Raw genomic sequence first — 18835 nt, 5'->3', positions numbered from 1 at the left:
AAACCTTTATGTTTGAATTCCTCCCTGTCTACGCACAGATAGTCAGCTCTTGCGGTTTTATTGGTTGCCATTGATTGATATGATTATTTAATTATTTTTTGATGACTATGTAGTTTGTTCCCCTGCAGAAATTTCGTTGGATTGGGGTTGTTGTGTGTAACAATGCATAAACTGGCGGGCTATATTCAGGTCGGTCTGGTAGGGGCCACCGTATGAATCCCAGATTATTTTTCCCAGGTCTGGACTATCAATGTCGAAATTTTTCAGGATTTCGTTTTTGATCAGTTCAGGATCAATGATTCGGGTAATATAGTTATACCGCTCTTCGTCGATGTTGGTATAATAAGAATTAGGATTGCTGCTGCTGCGGACCTGGCCAGTCAGGGCATAAAGGATTTTAAGGTACCCATCCGGATGGCTTTGGATCAATCCGCTCACGTATTGGGTAAAGCCATCCGGATCATTTTTGTGCCAGATACCAAATAATCTATAGGTGTATTCCGGAAAAGTTTCATATAGTGGGTTTTCTCCCGCCAGTTCCCGTGCCCGGCGGAGGATAATTGTGGATAATTGGTCGATTTGGGATTCTTTAAGTAACTTATGCTGATCTTCTTCTTTAGCAGCCTGTATCCAGCGGAGCAATGCGAAGGCATAATCAATCTCCGCTTTGGAGAACAGTTCGAGGCTTAAAGTAAAAGCTTCGTCTTTGTCCGGGTGTGCCTGGAGCAGCTGGCTGATAAATATTGCTGATTGACTATAGGGACGCATGTAGGCGAAAAAGCCGTCTGACTGATCATTATCCAGTAAATTTGAGTTTCTGGTAAGGGTTCTAGCTATAGCTGAAGAAAATGGCCATGCGTATTCCTTTTCCAGGCTGCGGAGTTTTCGCATGAGGTTTTCAGCTGTTCCTTCCTCCATCAGCTTTTTCAGGATGCTATCCTGTTCGGCCTCATTCCTTGTTGCCAGTGTTTTGATAAATGTTTCGAATATTCCATCTGCTAAATCCCCCTTAATTACGCAATAACTAAAGTAGCGGTTGAAATAGTTCGGGGAGGCAATACGTTTCCGTTTGTACCACTCGTTATCCTGGCAGGGATTGTGGCTGATATTGCGGAATGCTTCTTCCAATCTGGGGAATATGCTTTGCAATAGGTCTTTTAAGGCTTCAGCTATTCTTTTGTCTTCGTTTACGGCCAGTTTTTCCAATTGGTTTTTAAAACGGTTGATTTTGTCCTTATCCGCTGAGCCTGAATAGATGTCCTCAAAGCCTTCGGTAAAAAGGCTGGCATCCGAACGGATATATTCGTAGTGTTGCGGGTATAAGATTTTTATAGCCTCAATAAGCATCAGGTCCACCACGTTCACTTCCCCGAGTAAAAGTGGGATGGAGAAAGAGAGTGTATTACTGTAGCGCAGGATCAGCCGTGGGTTTTTGAGCTTCGGCATAATGGCCTCCTGAAAACCTTTGATAAAGCGGTTGGCTTCTTCTCCCTCAATTTTGATCTCGTGCTGATCCAAGATTTTGTTGATGAGCGAAATACTGTATTCCTGCAGGGCGTTAGCCTGCGCTGCTGGAATCCTTAAGGGTACCTGGATAATTTTTTCCAAAAATTGTTTACCGGCAGCGGCATTTCCTTCCCCAAAACGCTCACCAATTGCAGCTGAAACCATGTCTTCATCAAATGATAGCAGGTACACCGTGTTGGAAAAGTCCGCAGTAAGCTTAACCAGACGGAATATAGAATGGATTTCCGTTTTTTCCAGACGGTCAATATCATCTATAAAAATGACAAGCTTTTTTTCCTTGTCCGTAATAATCTGGTCAATCCTATCTTTTAAGGATTCTACGCTGGTCTGGTCGAGCATTTTCGAAACCGCTATTGCTGCGCCTGATCCGTCACCAACTGCGGGAATGTTGACCAGGCCGCTATACCGGCCTATTAGCTCTCCAAGGTTTTCCTTTTTGGTTTTCAGCGCGGCATCCAGTGTTTGGGCCAGGAGGTTAAAAAACTGTAGGAGCAGCGTATTTTCATCCTGATAGCGCCAGGGATTAAATTTTACAACAACCACTCCAGTATGCTGGTGAAGTTCACGGGCGATAAAGTTCAGTACAGAAGTTTTACCTTCTCCCCAGGCACCATAAATGCCAATGGTAATGCATTCCCTGCTTTGCCTTCCAATGATGGTCTGGGCAATCTGTTTGGAAAACCCGTAACGCTGGAAGCGGTCATCTTCAGGACGGGAGATGGGATTGTCGGAGGAAAAATTCTGGTCCATTTTATAATTGTTGAGCTGTAGGCAATTTAGTATGGCCTAAAAATACACTAATTGTTCAATTCCATCGATTGGATTTATTAACAGTTCCAGCCAGGAAAGACTATTCCGGCTAGTGGAGGCAGAAAACTATTCACCATTTTCAGAAGTAATATAAAAATAGTCGGGAACTTGAACTATTGGTTCATGATCATAGGGGCTGGTCATACTAAAACTCAGCATTAGCAAATAACCATCGGCTTTGGGGTACGGAATACTGGTCCGCCTGAATGCCAAAAGCCTTTTACAACTTTGGTACTCACCCCGCTGAAATCCGGCGGAGCGACTGGATACAACAAAAGAGAGTTTTGCACTGTACAGTTTTTACCCCTGAAAGTGTGCAAGAATCCGATCGGTTAATTTTGGTGGATCTTTTAGGGGCGGAAAACAAATTGCTGTATATTTATTGATCTTTTATGCTCCTTTTATATTAACGTTCGATGTTTAACTGGCTCTTTGGTAAGAAAAAAACTAAACCTGTTTTATCCAAGTGGATTATTGGAAAGCATTTGAATTATATGCGCTTTTCAATGATCTGGACAGGGTAATGGCTGTGGTGGAGCATAGGGATGATACCCGAATCGATTTTATCGCTTTTAAGGACTGGTTTAGAGATGAACTGAGCGAATTGGAAGGGGCAAATGTTCCTGACTTTTCCAGAGTCTGGTTATGGTTTGCACCAGGTTCGGATTGGGATAGGCTTATGGGGAAGCAGGGTTTTGAGCTGGGCAGGTCTGTTTTTAAAAGGGCCGACCGTTGGAAACGTAGTCAGGAGTTTGTTCCGGGCAGTATTGTCTCACTGGGCGGAGAATATGGGTGGTCTTAAAAGATAGCCCTGATGGGCTTTGTGGACGGGTGAGGTGGGATACAGAAAAGGAGCAGGACACCGAAGACTGGAGAGGGATTTGGGGGACTTTTGTTGCAAAGGGTGGAAAGGGTACTGGAGGAATATGAGTTTAAATTTATTGGCCTAGATGGCAGCTTAAAAAGGAACATGGGAATGGAAATAGAAAACAGGGATTTTGAGGCACTTAAAGAGGAAGTAACATGGCTTTTAAGGCCGGGTTCAAGGGTCTCTTTTAAAGAGGAGGCTTTGCGTTTGAGTGAGGAGTTTATGTTGGTATTTCCGGTACTGGCTGCATTGGTGCAAAAGGCACGGGCAACTTACCTGGAGATCGATGGTGTTGATTACCTGCTTTTGGGCTGGGATAACAATAATGGGAGTGTGCGCGGCTGGTTGAACAGGCTAGAAGATCCGGAAAGTCATCCATATGAACTGCTGGCTGAACATGAGCTGTTGCTGCGCAATGTCGGAGGGATAAAAGAAAACTTTAATCTCTTTAGCGAAAGCCTTAGCGATAATCAGGAATGGATGTTCCTTGGATCGGAGTGTTCGTTGGGATTGGGGGATTACGAGGATTATTATGAAATGATGTGCGAAGATGCAGGTTTCGATCAGATTGATAGCTCGGATTATCTGGTTTTTGCGGAGGAGGCTAACGGTGCACGGACGATGTATGACAGGAGGGATGGAAAGGTGTATCTGTTTTCCCATGACCATAGTTTTGATCATGTTGAAGTTTTGAATGGGCAACCAGAATACAGTTTTCAGACTTTTAAAGGCATATCAGGTTTTGTAGATTATATAGAAGAGCTTGCCCTGCAATGGGGCAGGGATGATTGAGGCTGGGGTAGATAAACAGTATGATTATCTTTGGATAATGACAAAAATAGCCCATCGTACAATACAATTAGTCCTTATTGCCCTGTACATCCCAATAGGTGGATTTTATTACTATTATTACAACAAGAGCAGGGAAAGCGATGATTACAGGTTGCAACTGTGGGCGGAATTGAAGAAGGGTTCGGTCACTAAACAAGAATATTACCGTCTCGGGGTGGGGATGATTCCAAAAGCGGCCACTTTGTTCGGTTTAAAATGGCCACCGGTCTCGCCTAAAATCGGTCAATTGGCTGATTTTAAGCGACTTTAAGTCCGGAAAGCATCTGTCCGGCCCGGAGTGCAAGCCGAAGGATATTCTCCGAGGTGGAATGAACACTGAAATTTCTTTCCACCCACTCGCAATGGATTGAGGCGGCACGTATTTTTCATGTGGATTATTTTACTTTTCCTGAATTTGTTACCAATTGGTAATGGTAAGTTCCATTGTGCATCTCAACTTTGGAAAAACAGAATATCATGAACAATAAAAAAGTATTACTTACCGGTGTAACAGGTTTTTTGGGATCTCATGCGGCGATCCAGCTTTTAAATAAGGGTTATGAAGTGAGGGGAACGCTGCGTGACAAGGGGAGGATTGATGCTATCCGGGAGGTCATTGCGGCCCATACCGGACAGATAAATAAACTGGAATTCGCGGTAGCGGAACTCAGCGACGGGGGAGCCTGGAAGGAGTTGACCCAGGGCATCGACTTCATACAACATACGGCCTCACCATTCCCCAGGGAGTTGCCCAGAGATGAGAATGACCTGATCCTTCCAGCAAAAAACGGCACACTGAATATATTGGAAGCGGCAGCGGCAAACCAGGTCAAAAGGATAGTGATGACCTCGTCATTGTCGGCCATTGCTTACGGGAGGGCTAACAGGGAAGATGGCAAAGTTTTCAATGAAAATGACTGGACGGATGTGAACAGCAAAAAGGATATTACCCCTTATTATAAAAGTAAAACGATTGCCGAAAAGGCAGCCTGGGATTTTATCCGCAATAGTGAAACTGATTTAGAATTGGTAACGGTGTGCCCCGGAGCTATACTCGGTCCGGTGATTGAACAGGATTTCGGGAACTCGGCAAATATTGTCGTTTCACTATTAAATGGTAGTTTTCCGGCGCTCCCCAAAATTGGTTTTGACCTTGTGGATGTGCGTTCTGTTGCTGATCTACTGATCAAAGCGATGGAAATTCCGGAAGCTGCAGGAAATCGGTATATTGCAGCATCCGGATATTTGAGCTTAAAAGAAGTTGCGGGGATATTGAAAGCGCATTTTCCTGAGCGGAAAATCCCTTCTGCTGAACTTCCGGATTTTGTTACCAGGATCCTTGCCCTGTTCCGGCCGGAATTGAAACCTGTACTGCTTGAAATGGTGAGGAGAAAAATAGATGTAAACAAAGCAGTGAGGACGCTTAATTGGAAACCGCTTGATGTTAAAGAGGCCGTAATTGCGTGCGCGGAAAGCATACTGGCACATAAAATCGTGAAATAATGGATAGGTTAAAATCAGCTTTGGCTTTCGGTGGCATACTCTCTGGGAATGATATTGAAACCCTTGCTTCACATTTCAGGTATCGCAAGGTAAAAGCGGGGGCATTCGTGCAGGAACTTCACGAAGTGGCCACGGAAATCGTATTTGTGGATCGTGGTATCTTACGTATTTTCGCCCTGGATGAAGACCGTAATGATATCACAAAATATTTTGTACGTGAAAACCAGTTTTTTGCCAACCTGGAAAGTTATTACAATAAACTTCCTGCCAGCGAAGCGATACAGGCTGCAGTCAACAGCGAACTTTATACGATTAACTTTTTCACATTTGAAAAATTTCTGCAGCAAATGCCCAACTTATTCATCTTCTTTAAAAGCATCAGTGAGGCAACATTGCTGAACAAGATCAAAGACAATGATTTTCTGAATTTTGGCGATGCCAAAACGAAGTATCTGGAACTTTTAAAACGCTACCCCATATTGCTACAGCAGGTTCCCCAGCGGTACATTGCATCTTATCTTAAGATCACTCCCCAGTCATTAAGCCGTATCCGGAAGGAATTATCCCATCACTAGGCCATCCGGGTAGGATTTAGCGGACTGGGAAACAGGTAGTGGTTTTTATCGCTTAAATTTGCTTACAGGCGTCGGGGCTATTCGGTCGAGTATCATCTGGAGGTTGGTCCAGGCCCCGCCGTCTTCCACATTTTTATACCCTCTTGCCTTCAGTAACTTTGCTGCCCTGACACTTCGAACGCCGTGGGAACAACAGGTCAGAATTGGCCTGTGGTGATCCAGGGTTAATGGAGTGCCGTTTTCCAGTTCCGTTAAAGGGATATTGATGGAGCCTTTGATGTGGCCGGTACTGTATTCCCCCGGGGTACGCACATCCAGGATAACAGGTTTTTTCGATAGGAGGTTTTCCATGCTGTGATTATCAGTAGCGGTTGCAAAAATCCTGAAAATAAAAAATATACACGTGGCCATGATGCCGGAAAAAACGATATACTTCATCTGATTATAATTATATTCATCCTTTAAACATTCCTTAACGCTTTAAACTGGGGGATATCGGTAGCTGCGGGCAAGGCAAAAAAACTAATGGCTTTTCGCGCACCTGATGTCCTCGACAGCTCTAAGCAGTAAAGCCTTTCCTTCGGGGCCATAATTAAGCAGCAAGGCCACCGCATGACCGTGCTGGTCCATTTTTAGCAGTGATTTATAGAGAATGTTCACCATTTTACCGGGATCATTGATATACTTTTTACGGAGGTCTTCATACTGATATTCCAAAAAAATCAGGCATAATGCATTTTCCATGATCTGTACTTCCACATCCTGTTTGATCCTTTTTTTCAGGATGATCTCCTGCACGCGGCTGATCTTTGGCTGGTCGTATCCAGCCTTTTTCATCAATTCACTGGTGATTTCTGCATGATGGGCCGCCAGGTCTTTACGCCATTTTAAATAATGTTCCCTTCCTTGGGGATAATTGTCTCTGGGGATTTCCCACCTGCCGATGTGCTGGCTGCGGGATGCCAGCAAAAGTTCTTCACTCGAGGCAGGTTGCAAGGAGACTACCCAGTCAGTCAGCATCAGTGAATAAGCATATTCAAGGGGTAGTACGGTATCTTTCCAGGTTACAGATCTGGGATCCCTTAAGTTATATTCATCGAACAGCCTTAGCGCTTCCGCCATCAGATTCGCTGTATCCCCAAATTTGGTTTTATGTGTCATGGTATTAAATTAATTCAGTTTCCATTGATGGTATAGGTAACATCAATTTCCGTTGCCCCAAGGTATTAGCTTTTGGGCCTGGATTTTAGCTTATGGGATTTAGCTCCGGCATGCCTGGAGCATTGATTGGTACGCGGAATGCCCGCCTGTAATCAGAAGGGGTGATCATGAGCAACCGCAGAAAGGTCCGGCGCATCGAACTTGGAGCGCCAAAACCACATCGTTCGGCTATGTTTTCCAGTGAATCGTCAGTGTCTTCAAGTAATTTGCGTGCCTGTTCCACCCTGACCTTTTCAACGAACTTTGCCGGCGGCGTCCCGGTGCGCTTATGGAATACCCTTGTGAAATTGCGGGGGCTCATATTAAGATGGTCAGCGATCCTTTTCACATCGAGTTGTTCGTTCAGATGTTCAAGGACCCAGCTTCGTAACTTCTGGCTCAGCGCTGAACTTTCAATCACCGGAAGAAGGTTTCCGAACTGGCTTTGGTATCCGGGGCGGTAAAGGTAAACAACAAGTTCCCTTGCGACCTGTATCGCTACATCTTTTCCGAAATCTTCTTCCACCATCGCCAAAGCAAGATCGATTCCCGAGGATACCCCGCCAGATGTGTAAATATGCCCGTCCTTTACATAAAAGGGATTGGTATCAACCATTAATAGCGGGTAGCTTTTTTGTAGTTTTTCGTTCTGCTCCCAGTGCGTGGTCACCTTTCTGTTGTTTATAAGCCCTGCTTTTGCCAGCGCGAACGTACCGGCACATACAGAGGCGATCCTCCTGGTGTTTTTTTCTGTCCTTTTGGAAAGCCATTTATAAAATGGTTCAAAAATTTCTGCCGGGGATTCGTGCGACTCGTAGTTGGAAATGATGAGTGTATCGATACTGGACCGGATGTCCAGTACACTTGTGTTGCATAACAGATCTGCGCCTGCTCCTGTGCTTACTTTTTTATCGGCAGTAGGGGCGGCAATAAGGACCTCGTATCCTTCGTCCAGACCGGAATGTTTTAAGAACAGGTTGGTCGTCGTGAAAACATCAGCCGGTCCAACGAAGTCCATCATCATGCGACCGGTCATGGCTACGATGATGACTTTTTTTTTCCGGGAAACAGGAGCTGGTATAAATTCCGAATTCTTCATAACACAAAATTACAGCTTGCACCTGTTGTCTCAAAGGACATAAATAGCGCACTTTAGGCCATTTTTAAAGCGGGCTATTTTTTTAAAGTTTCTGGTGTTTGCTTTTGTATGTAATTGTTGAACTGTGTGTTACCTGTTTTTTAGGCCTTTTAGTTTGTTTTTTTTGACGGAATTTTAGTTGTGGGACTATTCGCCCCGGCCTGGACGAATGATAATTAAAAGGAAAAACCTGGATAACTTTGCGCCGTACCAATCCATATCAAATGACAAATTCACAAATAAACAAGAAAGGATTTCCCGCAAAACCTTCTGCACCGGAAAGCAGCAGCGGGTGCCATGGTGCTAGCGGAATAAACATGGCAATTCTCATCTTCAGACATGCACGGCCCTCTATCTAGCAATCAGACCATGAAGATGCCCTTACTTTATCCTAAAACATACTACATGGTATGTTCTATGGCGTTCGCCGAACGCCTGATCCTGCTATCTTTTGATGATTATATTAACTGGTTGGTCTTCTGTCCCAATGTGTTTGGGAAAACGACCATGAGCATGATTTTTTTAAATTGATGAAAGAAAGAAAATATACCCCAGCGATCTGGATACTGACCATTTTAATTAATGGCCTCATTACCACTGCTTATTTCTTACCTAAAATGCACTTTTTGGAGGGATTTGATTTTTCAAGGCTGCCCTTGTTAAATGCTATATTGAATGGATTGACCTTTATCGCGTTGCTGATTGCACTGCTGGCCATCAGGAAAAAAAATAAAGGGGTTCATAGAGCCTTCGTCTTTTTGGCGTTCTCTTTTACAGCCGCTTTTTTATTTTCCTATCTGCTTTATCATTTCTCAACGCCCTCTACCAGGTTTGCAGGTGAGGGGATTTTAAGAAGTATCTATTTTTTTCTCCTGTTTACCCATATTTTCCTTGCAGCACTGATTGTTCCGATGGCGCTCTTAACCATGGGTTATGGACTGAACGGCAATATCCATAAACACCGCACAGTGGCGTCGTGGACGATGCCACTGTGGTTATACGTCAGTTCTACCGGCGTGATCGTTTACCTCCTGATCTCCCCTTACTATCCGAACTAACCTCCCCCAATGTAAATAACACACTTTTTAACATTTATAATTTAATTTTTATGAAAAAAACGCTGATATATTTTTTGTTGGCCCAAACCATCATCTTATCGGGCTGTTCCTCCAGCGGACCGCAATCATCAAAGGCAACTCCGCCCTCAGTGGCGGTAAGTATAGTTAACCCTAGCGATGAGATCCTTTATACTGAATACCCCGCGAAGATCGAGGGGCAGACCGATGTGGAGATCCGCACGCAGGTTGCTGGGATACTGGAAAAAATCCTGGTTAATGAAGGTGATTACGTAGAAAAAGGGACTGCTTTATTCCAGGTGGATCCAAGCCAATACCGGGAAGTCTACAACGAAGCCCTGGGCGATGTGCTTGCTACAAAAGCAAGCGTAACAAGCGCCAAACTGGAGGTCGATAAATTAAAACCCCTGGTAGAAAATAAGGTGGTTTCGGATTACCAGATCAAAGCGGCGCAGGCCGCCTATGAGGCGGCATTGGCAAAGGAAACCCAGGCCAGGGCGAAAGCAGGAAATGCCAGGATCACACTGGGTTTCACCACCATTAAAGCGCCGGAGAGCGGTTTTATAGGCAGGCTTTCAAAAAAAACGGGGAGTCTGCTGGCTCCTTCAGACACCCAGCCGTTAACATACCTGTCAGACAACCGGGATGTACATGCGTATTTTTCCATAGGTGAGGCGGATTTTGTTTCCTTCAAAGAAGGCTTGAGGGGCCTTTCGATCGGCGAGAAACTAAAGAATGCACCAGGAGTGACGATGATCCTTGCCGGGGGAAAACCATACCGGCAGACAGGTGCATTGGATATGGTTGATGCGGCCTTTGATAAAAATACGGGCGCGATTACCCTGCGTGCAACATTCCACAACCAGCAGGGTTTGCTCCGTTCGGGTAATTCCGGCAGGATCAGGCTAGGCCTCAAACATTCAGGGGTAATCGGTATACCACAGTCCGCAACATTTGAAATGCAGGACAAAATATTTGCCTTTATAGTTGATGAAAACAGCAAAGCCCGTCAGGTGGCCTTAACCATTTCCGGGGCAAGCGGGAATACTTATTATCTCTCCGGTGGACTGAAAAGCGGTGACCGCCTGGTTTTAAAAGGCTTCGAATCGATCAAGGACGGCATGGAAGTAAAGGCGGAGAAGTCCCAGGAAAAGTTAGCCAGTAACTAAATATAATATAGAATCATGTTAAAAATTTTTATCGATAAACCTGTTATTGCCACGGTGGTTTCCATCATGCTGGTTATATTGGGCGCGGTAGGTCTGATGGACCTTCCGATACAACAATTTCCTGATATTGCGCCCCCTGTTGTACAGGTTTCGGCAAATTATCCCGGTGCCAATGCCGAAACAATGGTGCGGGCGGTAGCTCCCGCTTTGGAAGAGGCCATCAATGGTGTAGAAAATATGACTTACATGAGTTCCACCTCAAGTAACGACGGTACACTAACCATATCGGTCTATTTTAAACTGGGTACCGATCCGGACCAGGCGGCAGTAAATGTCCAGAACCGAGTATCGTCTGCCACCGGGCTTTTACCAACCGAGGTAGTACAGGCAGGTATTACCACCCAAAAAGTCCAGAATTCACTGATCATGGCGATCAACCTGATGAGTGAAAAACCGGATCTGTATGATGCCACCTACCTGACCAACTACGCCCAGATTAATATCATCCCGGAGCTTAAACGCATACAAGGGGTTGGACTGGTTAATTTTTATGGTGCCAACAGGGATTATTCCATGCGTATCTGGCTTAATCCTGCGCAGATGGCTGCCTATGATATTACCCCAACAGAGGTGATGGCGGCAGTCAGAAGCAAAAACCAGGAAGCCGCCCCGGGGAGGTTTGGTGAATCCAGTAACCGCTCATTTGAGTATGTGCTCAAATATTCCGGGAAATATACAAAACCGGAAGATTATAGCAATATGATTATCAGGGCAAATGCTGATGGTAGTATACTCAAACTTAAAGATCTTGCAAGGGTTGAATTGGGCAGTTATACCTACAGCTCTTTAAATACCGTCAATGATAAACAGAGTGTACTCTTCCAGGTAATCCAGTTACCCGGGTCCAATTCAAGGGACATACAGACAAAAGTTGGTGAATTCCTTAAAAAAGCAGAAAAAGACTTTCCCCCTGGCATCAGGCAACAGATCCTGTACAATACCAAAGATATGCTGGATCAATCCATCGAGCAGGTTGAGCATACCTTGCTCGAAGCATTTATCCTGGTGTTTATTGTTGTATATATCTTTTTGCAGGACTTCAGGTCGACACTTATTCCTGCTATTGCCGTCCCGGTAGCGATTATCGGTACCTTCTTTTTTATGTCTGTTTTCGGTTTTTCTATCAACTTACTCACCTTGTTTGCGCTTGTTTTGGCTATTGGAATTGTTGTGGACGATGCCATTGTGGTGGTAGAGGCAGTCCATTCCAAACTGGAACATAGAAACCTCAGTCCCAAAAAAGCAACAATTTCCGCGATGCACGAAATCACCGGTGCCATCATATCGATTACCCTGGTTATGGCCGCAGTGTTTCTTCCGGTGGGCTTCATGAAAGGATCAGCGGGAGTTTTCTATAGACAATTTGCCTTTACGCTGGCTATTGCTATCGCGATTTCCGCGCTCAACGCATTAACGCTAAGCCCGGCACTGTGCGCCCTGCTACTGAAAGATGTCAACCATGACCGCCATGAAAACACAAAAAGTTTCAAACAGCGGTTTTTCTTTGCATTTAACCAAGGATTTGAAAATGTGACAGGTAGGTATGTAGGCGCTGTTAAGAAGATGATCAGCTTTAAGTGGGCTAGTATTGGGGGATTAATCCTGATTGTCCTGTTAACGGCCTGGCTGATCAGAAGAACACCTACGGGTTTTATTCCTTCTGAAGATCTTGGCTTTATCGCCATCTCAGTGAACCTGCCTCCTGGCTCCTCGATGAACAGAACACAGGCAATTCTTGATGAAGCCGCAAATAAAGTCCGGGATATGAAAGCAAAATTCGCTTTCAACGAGGTAGCAGGGTTTAATGTATTGACGGGTTCGACCAGTCCTTCCTCAGGTGTAGCTTTCTTCAGGATGAAAAAAGATGGGCAAAGGGGTGAGATGAATAATGTAAGTGAGAATATAGCAGAACTACAGAAGCGCCTGAACACGATAAAGGGTGCCCAGTGTTTCGTATTTTCTTTTCCGACAGTGCCTGGATTCAGCAATGTCGATGCACTTGATTTGGTACTGGAAGATAAGCTTGGTGGAAAACTGGATAAATTTGGTGGCATTGCTAACCGCTTTATCGCTGCGTTAATGAAACGCAAGGAAATTGCTGTTGCCTTTACCACTTTCCGGGCTGATTATCCGCAGTACGAAATGGTCCTGGATCACGAGAAAATTGAACAGTTGGGGGTTGATGAGAAGGAAGTATTGGCTACGATGCAATCCTATTTCGGCAGTGCGCAGGTTTCCGATTTCAATAGGTTCGGAAAGTATTACCGGGTGATGGTGCAGGCAGAGAAAGATGAGCGGGCTGATCCTGCCTCTCTAAATGAAGTGTATGTCAAAAATAAAAACGGCAGTATGGTGCCTGTTAAAACGATGGTAAATTTGAAAAGGGTTTTCGGGCCGGAAGTGATCACCCGTTACAACCTTTTCAATTCTATAGGTGTCAACGCGGTGCCCAAGCCGGGATTTAGCACGGGTGATGCAATCCTGGCTGTCAGGGAAGTTGCTGCTGAAGTGCTGCCCGGTGGGTATTCTTTCGAATTTTCAGGAATGACCAGGGAAGAAATTTCCTCCGGTGGACAGTCTGTGGTCATTTTCATCTTATCGCTATTATTCGTCTATTTTTTGCTATGCGCCCAGTACAATAGTTATATCCTGCCGTTGGCTGTAGTTTTCTCTGTACCGACAGGCATTATCGGCGTATTTTTAGCGATCGGCATGGCGGGAATCGACAACAATATCTATATCCAGGTAGCGCTGGTGATGCTCATCGGTTTGCTTGCAAAAAATGCCATCCTGATTGTGGAATTTGCCCTCCAGCGCAGGCATGCCGGGCATACACTGTTGGAATCGGCACTTGAGGCAGCAAGACTGCGCATCAGGCCGATTATTATGACCTCCATTGCCTTTGTGGCGGGTATAACACCAATGATGCGCGCAACCGGACCATCGGCGATGGGTAACCATTCCATCAGTATCGGAGCCGCTGGTGGAATGCTGAGCGGAGTCATCCTTGGACTATTCATCATTCCGGTCCTATTTGTCATATTTCAGGCATTACATGAGAAAGTCTCCGGAAGAAAAGAAAGTGCCCCGGAAATTGAAAAACCAGGGTATCAAGAACATGTTGCGCTTAATTATTAAAATCCAGACAATGAATAATAAAGTAATCAAATTATATGTATTTTCCTTACTGCTGGCCTTAGCAAGCGCATGTTCGGTTTCAAAGGATATTAAAATGCCTGAGCCCGAACTGCCGCAAACATTTCGCAATGCTACCGTTTCTGACAGTGCCAGTATTGGGGGGATCTCATGGAGATCTTTTTTCCGGGATCAGCTTTTGCAGCAACTGATAGACAGTGCACTTTCCCGGAACTATGACATGCAGATAGCGCTAAAGAACCTGGAGCAGTCGGGCATATTGCTAAGGCAATCAAAATGGAACAATATTCCCCAGATCGGTTTAAACCTTGCCGCCAGCACAACGAATCCATCAAACAACAGCCTGAATGGCCTTACGCTTGGCCAGTTTCTGGGCAGGGACCACCTGGAAGATTACTCGGCTAATTTAAGCCTGAGCTGGGAGGCTGATATCTGGGGGAAAATCCGCAATACCAATAGAACAGCGCTCGCCTCGTACCTGCAGTCACAGGAAGCGCGGAAAACACTGCAGACCGGTCTGATAACAACCATATCCAAGGCTTACTTTGGTTTGCTGATGCTTGATGCCCAGTTAAACGTTGCCCGCAAAAACCTGAACTTAAACGACAATACCCTCCAGATTGTTAAATTGCAGTATGATGCCGGCCAGGTCAGCTTGCTCGGCGTCCAGCAGGCAAGCGGGCAGCGGGAAGTAGCTGCCGGGCTAGTGCCCCAGCTGGAGCAGGACATTGTCATCCGGGAAAATGCCCTGCGAATACTTGCCGGGCAGTTGCCAGAGCGGATAAACAGAAAATCACTTCTCGGGGATATCAGTTTTCCTGACATCTTATCTACCGGCATCCCTTCAGAGATGTTAAGCAGAAGGCCAGATGTAAAAAGCAGAGCACTTGATCTGAGCATTGCAAATGCCCGCGTTGGAATTACTAAAACCCAGATGTATCCTGCCTTACGCATCACTGCATCGGGTGGAGTAAATTCGCTTATGGCCGCCAACTGGTTCAATATTCCCGGATCATTGTTTGCAATTGCAGGAGCGGGTATCCTGCAACCAGTTCTTGAGCATAAGGAATTAAACGCACAATATAAGCTGAGCATGATAGAACGAGAAAAAACAGTCCTTCTTTTCAGGCAAACGGTACTAAAGGCGGTCGGCGAGGTATCTGATGCACTGGCTAATATTGAAAAGCTTCGGGCCAGGGAGATCATTGCGTTGAACCGTATAAAAACGCTTCAGGGCGCTATCATGAATGCAAATGAGCTCTTCAAAAGCGGCATGGCAACTTATTTGGAGGTAATTACCGCCCAAAGCAACGCCTTGGTGAGTGAACTGGATTTAGCCGCGATTAAACGATCGGAACTGGATGCCATTTCGGAGTTATACCGAAGTCTGGGTGGAGGGGTATTTTAGTTAGTTTTTACGGGATGTAACCTTTCTGAAGCTTCCGGGTAGCAAACCCTAGCCAGCTGTTATCTGTGAGGATACAGCTGGCTTTTATAATATTCATCGTTTGCCACTTATCATAAATTTTAAAAGATTTTTTTGCAGAGGTAATGTCAGTGATGATCGTATCGCGTGGCTTAGAGCCTATAGGGCATGATGGAACAGGTTTTTGGGGGCATGAGATATGGGCTGGCTGCCAAAGTTTCTGGTTTATCAAATGGTTTAAATGTTAATGGCAAAGCGGTGCGGTATCCACCAGCACCGCTGGTTGCTGCTAATCATTACTAACTCAATAGCTGCTCTCAACTAACTATCAAGGGATATCCCTGCAAACAATAAAGCCTGATGCTTTTACTTTGGTCCATAAGATGGTACAGGGATTTTTCTAATCTGATACAAAGATGGCGGCAGGAGTGATAAGGGAGAAAGGAATATGATTAATCAGTCAATTGGGCTGTTTCTGGTTATTTATGGGCAATTTAATTTTGCGGGGATTTATTCAGATGGTTTGTTGCAGAATAATTATTTTGTTTTAACCGGGAAAGAACAATTTTGCTAACATTAAGGAGATTCAGGTTAAATAGGATTAACCAGTGTAGAATCGAAAGCCGCACTTGGTGAGGCTTTCGATTATCATGGATAATAATGATTGATTTTAGAAGGAAGCTTTCTGATGATTGAAAACCCGTGCCAACGCTTGCGACATTATTTGTTTATTTTTATCTGGGACCGATTCATGTTTTGCTTGATTTTTTGGGATCCCACTTTTTGTTTGAACTTTTCTGATTCGAGTTTTTGCCTGATTTTTTCGGATTCCAGTTTTTGCACTGGGTTACCATTATCCAATAGCAATTGAAGACGTTCAAGATTTACCAGACTATTTTTACTAATCGCTGTTGCCTCACGTTGGCTCTGAATAGCTTCAGTGAGATTTCCCAGATTCTGATCGGCAATAGATTTGTATTCCCATAACTGAGCCTTATCAGAGAAAGCTGGATTCAAAAGCTGTTCACTTGCGATCTGTTTCACCTCATCGAACTGCCCCATGGACAGTTTGAAGTCGATCACGTGGTAAATAGAAGACCTACCGTTCCTTTTCATCTGTACTTTGGCAACACTATCGATTTTTTTGAACATCGCTATGCTCAAAGGATCTTTAGGATTTTTTGCAGCCTTAAAGCCTTCCTTTACCGCTGCGATGCGGTTCTGCAGGGTTGGATAAATGTTGAATTTTTCTTCTTCCTCATTCCGCGGCCGGTATGTTGCGGGGTCAAGCGTGAGAATTCCCTCAATGGCGTCCTGCTCTGTTGCGCCAGGAAAGCGACTGATGACAAATCCCGTAAAGAAATCAGCACGCCGTTCCCGCTTTCTTCGAATATTGCTATCCCCCCCGGAAGCTGAAGGAAGGGTGTGCCCCATAAAATGATGACCGATCTCATGGGCGATGATACAGCGCACTGCCCAGCGTACCTTTGTGTCCGGTCCTTTGATCTTGTCCAAAAATGCCTGATTGTAGTAGATCACTTCCCTGGAACTCTGATCAAGTGTACTGGCTGCATTACAGGTAGCCTCACATTGCCTGAAGGTATAGCTCAGCGGAAAAGGGTTGGTAGCGTCTGTTTTCAGGGTTGCAATAATCTGGTCGAATTCAGTGAAAGGGTTGATACTAATCAGCGGATCAATTGCCACTTTTCCCAGAAGCGCCGGACTGCATCTTTTCTGAAGTTCCTGATAGGTATTGCTGCAGTTGAATGAACAGACCATCGGTTCCTGTTTTTTTTGTGCCGGCCAGGCTATCTGAGCCGTTGCCTGTGAAACAAGGCCCGGTACCAGGGCAGCTGTTCCAATAAAAATGATTAGTTTTTTCATTTTGCGCTTAGGTTATAGGTGAAGGCCCCAAAGAAGCCGAACCGGCTGAAGGATGCTGTCGGAATCGCTTCTGGTGCACCGGCTTTATCGATCACCTGTCCGTCCTGATATTTATCTGTTATCAGTGTAGCCTTGGTTAGCGTTGCACCTGCACTTAAGATAAAACGTTTGCTGGTTCCAAAGATCAGTGATGCACCTGCATGATAGTTGATCCGTTCCAGGTCACGGGTAGAAAGGCCAAAGGCACCTGCTAATTTAACCTCACTACCCGTGCGCCTGTAGATATGCATCAGCGCACCGACAGAAGGGAATATCGCATTTTTGGAATCGTTTTTCACGATTTTTTGCTGGGTGGTATTACCTTCAATAGGATCGTAACGATAAGTCTGGTCCTTGAAGTCATTTCCGCCATAGTTGATGAAAAGTCCGGTACTGAAATCAATTTTCAGCCCGCCCTTTGGACGTATCTTATAGATATAGCTCCTCATGAGTTGTGAACAGGTAACGGCTTCTTTCGCCTTTATATTTACCGTAATCACCGTCAGGTCGTCCTCAATAGGCTGAGGATCTACAATGTAAGTCCAGTTTCCTTCATTGAAATATTTAAAATCATTTATCACTTCAAATCTGGCGGTTGCATTGAAAGCTTCCATGTCGCTGTTGAGCTTGGTGATATCGATTTTGGCATAGTGGTCCATGTTGTCCTTGTATAGCTGGGAAAGTTTGGAGCCACTTCCTAGGTCTTTCAGTGTTACCACAACGGTTTTGGCTGTTTCCTTAAGTTTTTTGTCCGATTCGATCGGACCGGTAAGTTCACCGATGAGCGCATTGATCTTTGTTATGTTTTTATCAAGCTGGTCGCGTTTACTAGGGGAGAAGTCATTGGTAAGTTCCTTGTAGGGAGCCCTTACGTCGGCCTCGATGATTTTGTCGAAATACCGTTCCAGCACTCCTGGAATAATAGCGTAATCAGGTGCGTCCAGTAGGAGTCTGTCCTCAGGTGCCATGGTTGAGTTTGTGAAAGCATTTTTGGTTTCTTCAAATACTCTGTTGCGAATTTCTGTGAAAGGCCTGTCGCAGTCATTCTGAAGACTTTTTAGGATCATTTGATATCGCAGGATATTCTTGACTTCTTTGTAAGTTTCGCCAAAGGCGATCAGCTTTTTCTCGTTTTCTATCAAAGTTTCTGCGGTATTAGAATATAGCTCATTCAACTCGGTTAGTTTTTTTGCCATTGGGGCCTGCAGTTTGGCATTAGAAATCTGTGAGGACGTGAAGAGTTTAAAATCCTCCGCTGTAAACGCGCTTGAAGGTGGATTTTCGTCCGGCAGTTTAGCCTTGCTGAAGAGTTCAAACAGCGCGGGGGCAGTTTCGTTGTAGCTGGTCTGGGTAACAGTATTGTCAATAGTGTAAAGTTTTTTGTTGATGTTACTGATTTTTAAGCCTAGTCTTGAACCTGTTTTGATCTTTAAAGTATTGATCTGACTGGTATCTTTTTTGAAATCGATCAGTTTGTATTCTACACTTTGGGCCGCGGCAGAAAGTACGGCAAGGCACATTGTGCCAAATAAGATGAAGTGTTTCATGAGTTGGAGATAATTTAAGATGGTTG

At 44.8% G+C, this 18835-nt stretch carries 15 protein-coding genes; 9 read left to right on the top strand and 6 right to left on the bottom strand.

Going from position 1 to position 18835, the window contains the following annotated elements:
- Positions 1-105 precede the first annotated feature (105 nt).
- The gene (locus DRW42_RS03490; RefSeq protein WP_113947453.1) at positions 106-2277 is read right to left on the bottom strand and encodes a KAP family P-loop NTPase fold protein; all 2172 of its coding nucleotides are present in this window, start codon (positions 2275-2277) and stop codon (positions 106-108) included.
- A 526-nt stretch (positions 2278-2803) separates the two neighbouring features.
- Between DRW42_RS03490 and DRW42_RS03485 the strand changes: the two genes are divergently transcribed.
- The 5 genes from DRW42_RS03485 to DRW42_RS03465 all read left to right on the top strand — a co-directional run bounded on the left by DRW42_RS03485 (position 2804) and on the right by DRW42_RS03465 (position 6114).
- A complete protein-coding gene (locus DRW42_RS03485; RefSeq protein ID WP_113947452.1) occupies positions 2804-3139 on the top strand; it encodes a hypothetical protein in 336 nt (111 codons plus the stop codon).
- Positions 3140-3313: 174 nt separating this feature from the next.
- Complete coding sequence (locus tag DRW42_RS03480) at positions 3314-3997, top strand: hypothetical protein (RefSeq protein WP_147243660.1); 684 nt, start codon at positions 3314-3316, stop codon at positions 3995-3997.
- Between the two features lie 37 nt (positions 3998-4034).
- Positions 4035-4307: a hypothetical protein gene (locus DRW42_RS03475; protein ID WP_147243659.1), complete on the top strand. Its 273-nt coding sequence runs from the start codon at positions 4035-4037 to the stop codon at positions 4305-4307.
- 206 nt (positions 4308-4513) lie between these two features.
- On the top strand, positions 4514-5539 hold the full coding sequence (locus tag DRW42_RS03470; protein WP_113947449.1) for an SDR family oxidoreductase: 1026 nt from the start codon (positions 4514-4516) through the stop codon (positions 5537-5539).
- A complete protein-coding gene (locus DRW42_RS03465; RefSeq protein ID WP_113947448.1) occupies positions 5539-6114 on the top strand; it encodes a Crp/Fnr family transcriptional regulator in 576 nt (191 codons plus the stop codon). Before DRW42_RS03470 ends, DRW42_RS03465 begins: the two co-directional genes overlap by 1 nt.
- Positions 6115-6159: 45 nt before the next feature.
- On the opposite strand, the gene DRW42_RS03460 is transcribed toward DRW42_RS03465, so the two are convergent.
- The 3 genes from DRW42_RS03460 to DRW42_RS03450 all read right to left on the bottom strand — a co-directional run bounded on the left by DRW42_RS03460 (position 6160) and on the right by DRW42_RS03450 (position 8413).
- Entirely contained in the window at positions 6160-6552 is a 393-nt protein-coding gene (locus DRW42_RS03460) for a rhodanese-like domain-containing protein (protein ID WP_113947447.1), read from the bottom strand.
- 84 nt (positions 6553-6636) lie between these two features.
- A complete protein-coding gene (locus tag DRW42_RS03455; protein WP_113947446.1) occupies positions 6637-7275 on the bottom strand; it encodes a DUF4202 domain-containing protein in 639 nt (212 codons plus the stop codon).
- An 85-nt stretch (positions 7276-7360) separates the two neighbouring features.
- The gene (locus DRW42_RS03450) at positions 7361-8413 is read right to left on the bottom strand and encodes a GlxA family transcriptional regulator (RefSeq protein ID WP_113947445.1); all 1053 of its coding nucleotides are present in this window, start codon (positions 8411-8413) and stop codon (positions 7361-7363) included.
- Positions 8414-8982: 569 nt separating this feature from the next.
- Between DRW42_RS03450 and DRW42_RS03445 the strand changes: the two genes are divergently transcribed.
- Genes DRW42_RS03445 through DRW42_RS03430 form a run of 4 tightly spaced genes read left to right on the top strand, consistent with a single transcriptional unit; the run spans position 8983 to position 15321 of the window.
- Positions 8983-9510, top strand: a complete 528-nt coding sequence (locus tag DRW42_RS03445) for a DUF420 domain-containing protein (RefSeq protein ID WP_113947444.1) — start codon at positions 8983-8985, stop codon at positions 9508-9510.
- A gap of 50 nt (positions 9511-9560) precedes the next feature.
- Complete coding sequence (locus DRW42_RS03440) at positions 9561-10697, top strand: efflux RND transporter periplasmic adaptor subunit (RefSeq protein WP_113947443.1); 1137 nt, start codon at positions 9561-9563, stop codon at positions 10695-10697.
- 15 nt (positions 10698-10712) lie between these two features.
- Positions 10713-13895 (top strand): efflux RND transporter permease subunit, encoded by a 3183-nt coding sequence (locus DRW42_RS03435; protein WP_113947442.1) that lies wholly within the window; start codon positions 10713-10715, stop codon positions 13893-13895.
- A gap of 10 nt (positions 13896-13905) precedes the next feature.
- A complete protein-coding gene (locus DRW42_RS03430; RefSeq protein WP_113947503.1) occupies positions 13906-15321 on the top strand; it encodes an efflux transporter outer membrane subunit in 1416 nt (471 codons plus the stop codon).
- A 738-nt stretch (positions 15322-16059) separates the two neighbouring features.
- Here DRW42_RS03430 and DRW42_RS03425 read toward each other — a convergent pair.
- Together DRW42_RS03425 and DRW42_RS03420 are read right to left on the bottom strand one after the other, a co-directional pair.
- Positions 16060-17223, bottom strand: coding sequence for an ImmA/IrrE family metallo-endopeptidase (locus DRW42_RS03425; protein ID WP_113947441.1), 1164 nt, complete (start codon positions 17221-17223; stop codon positions 16060-16062).
- Complete coding sequence (locus tag DRW42_RS03420) at positions 17220-18809, bottom strand: hypothetical protein (protein WP_147243658.1); 1590 nt, start codon at positions 18807-18809, stop codon at positions 17220-17222. The genes DRW42_RS03425 and DRW42_RS03420 overlap by 4 nt, the downstream gene beginning before the upstream one ends.
- Positions 18810-18835 lie beyond the last annotated feature (26 nt).

This window comes from Pedobacter miscanthi, assembly GCF_003315595.1.
Taxonomy (GTDB): domain Bacteria; phylum Bacteroidota; class Bacteroidia; order Sphingobacteriales; family Sphingobacteriaceae; genus Pedobacter; species Pedobacter miscanthi.
This window is presented reverse-complemented; position numbering and strand designations above follow the sequence as displayed.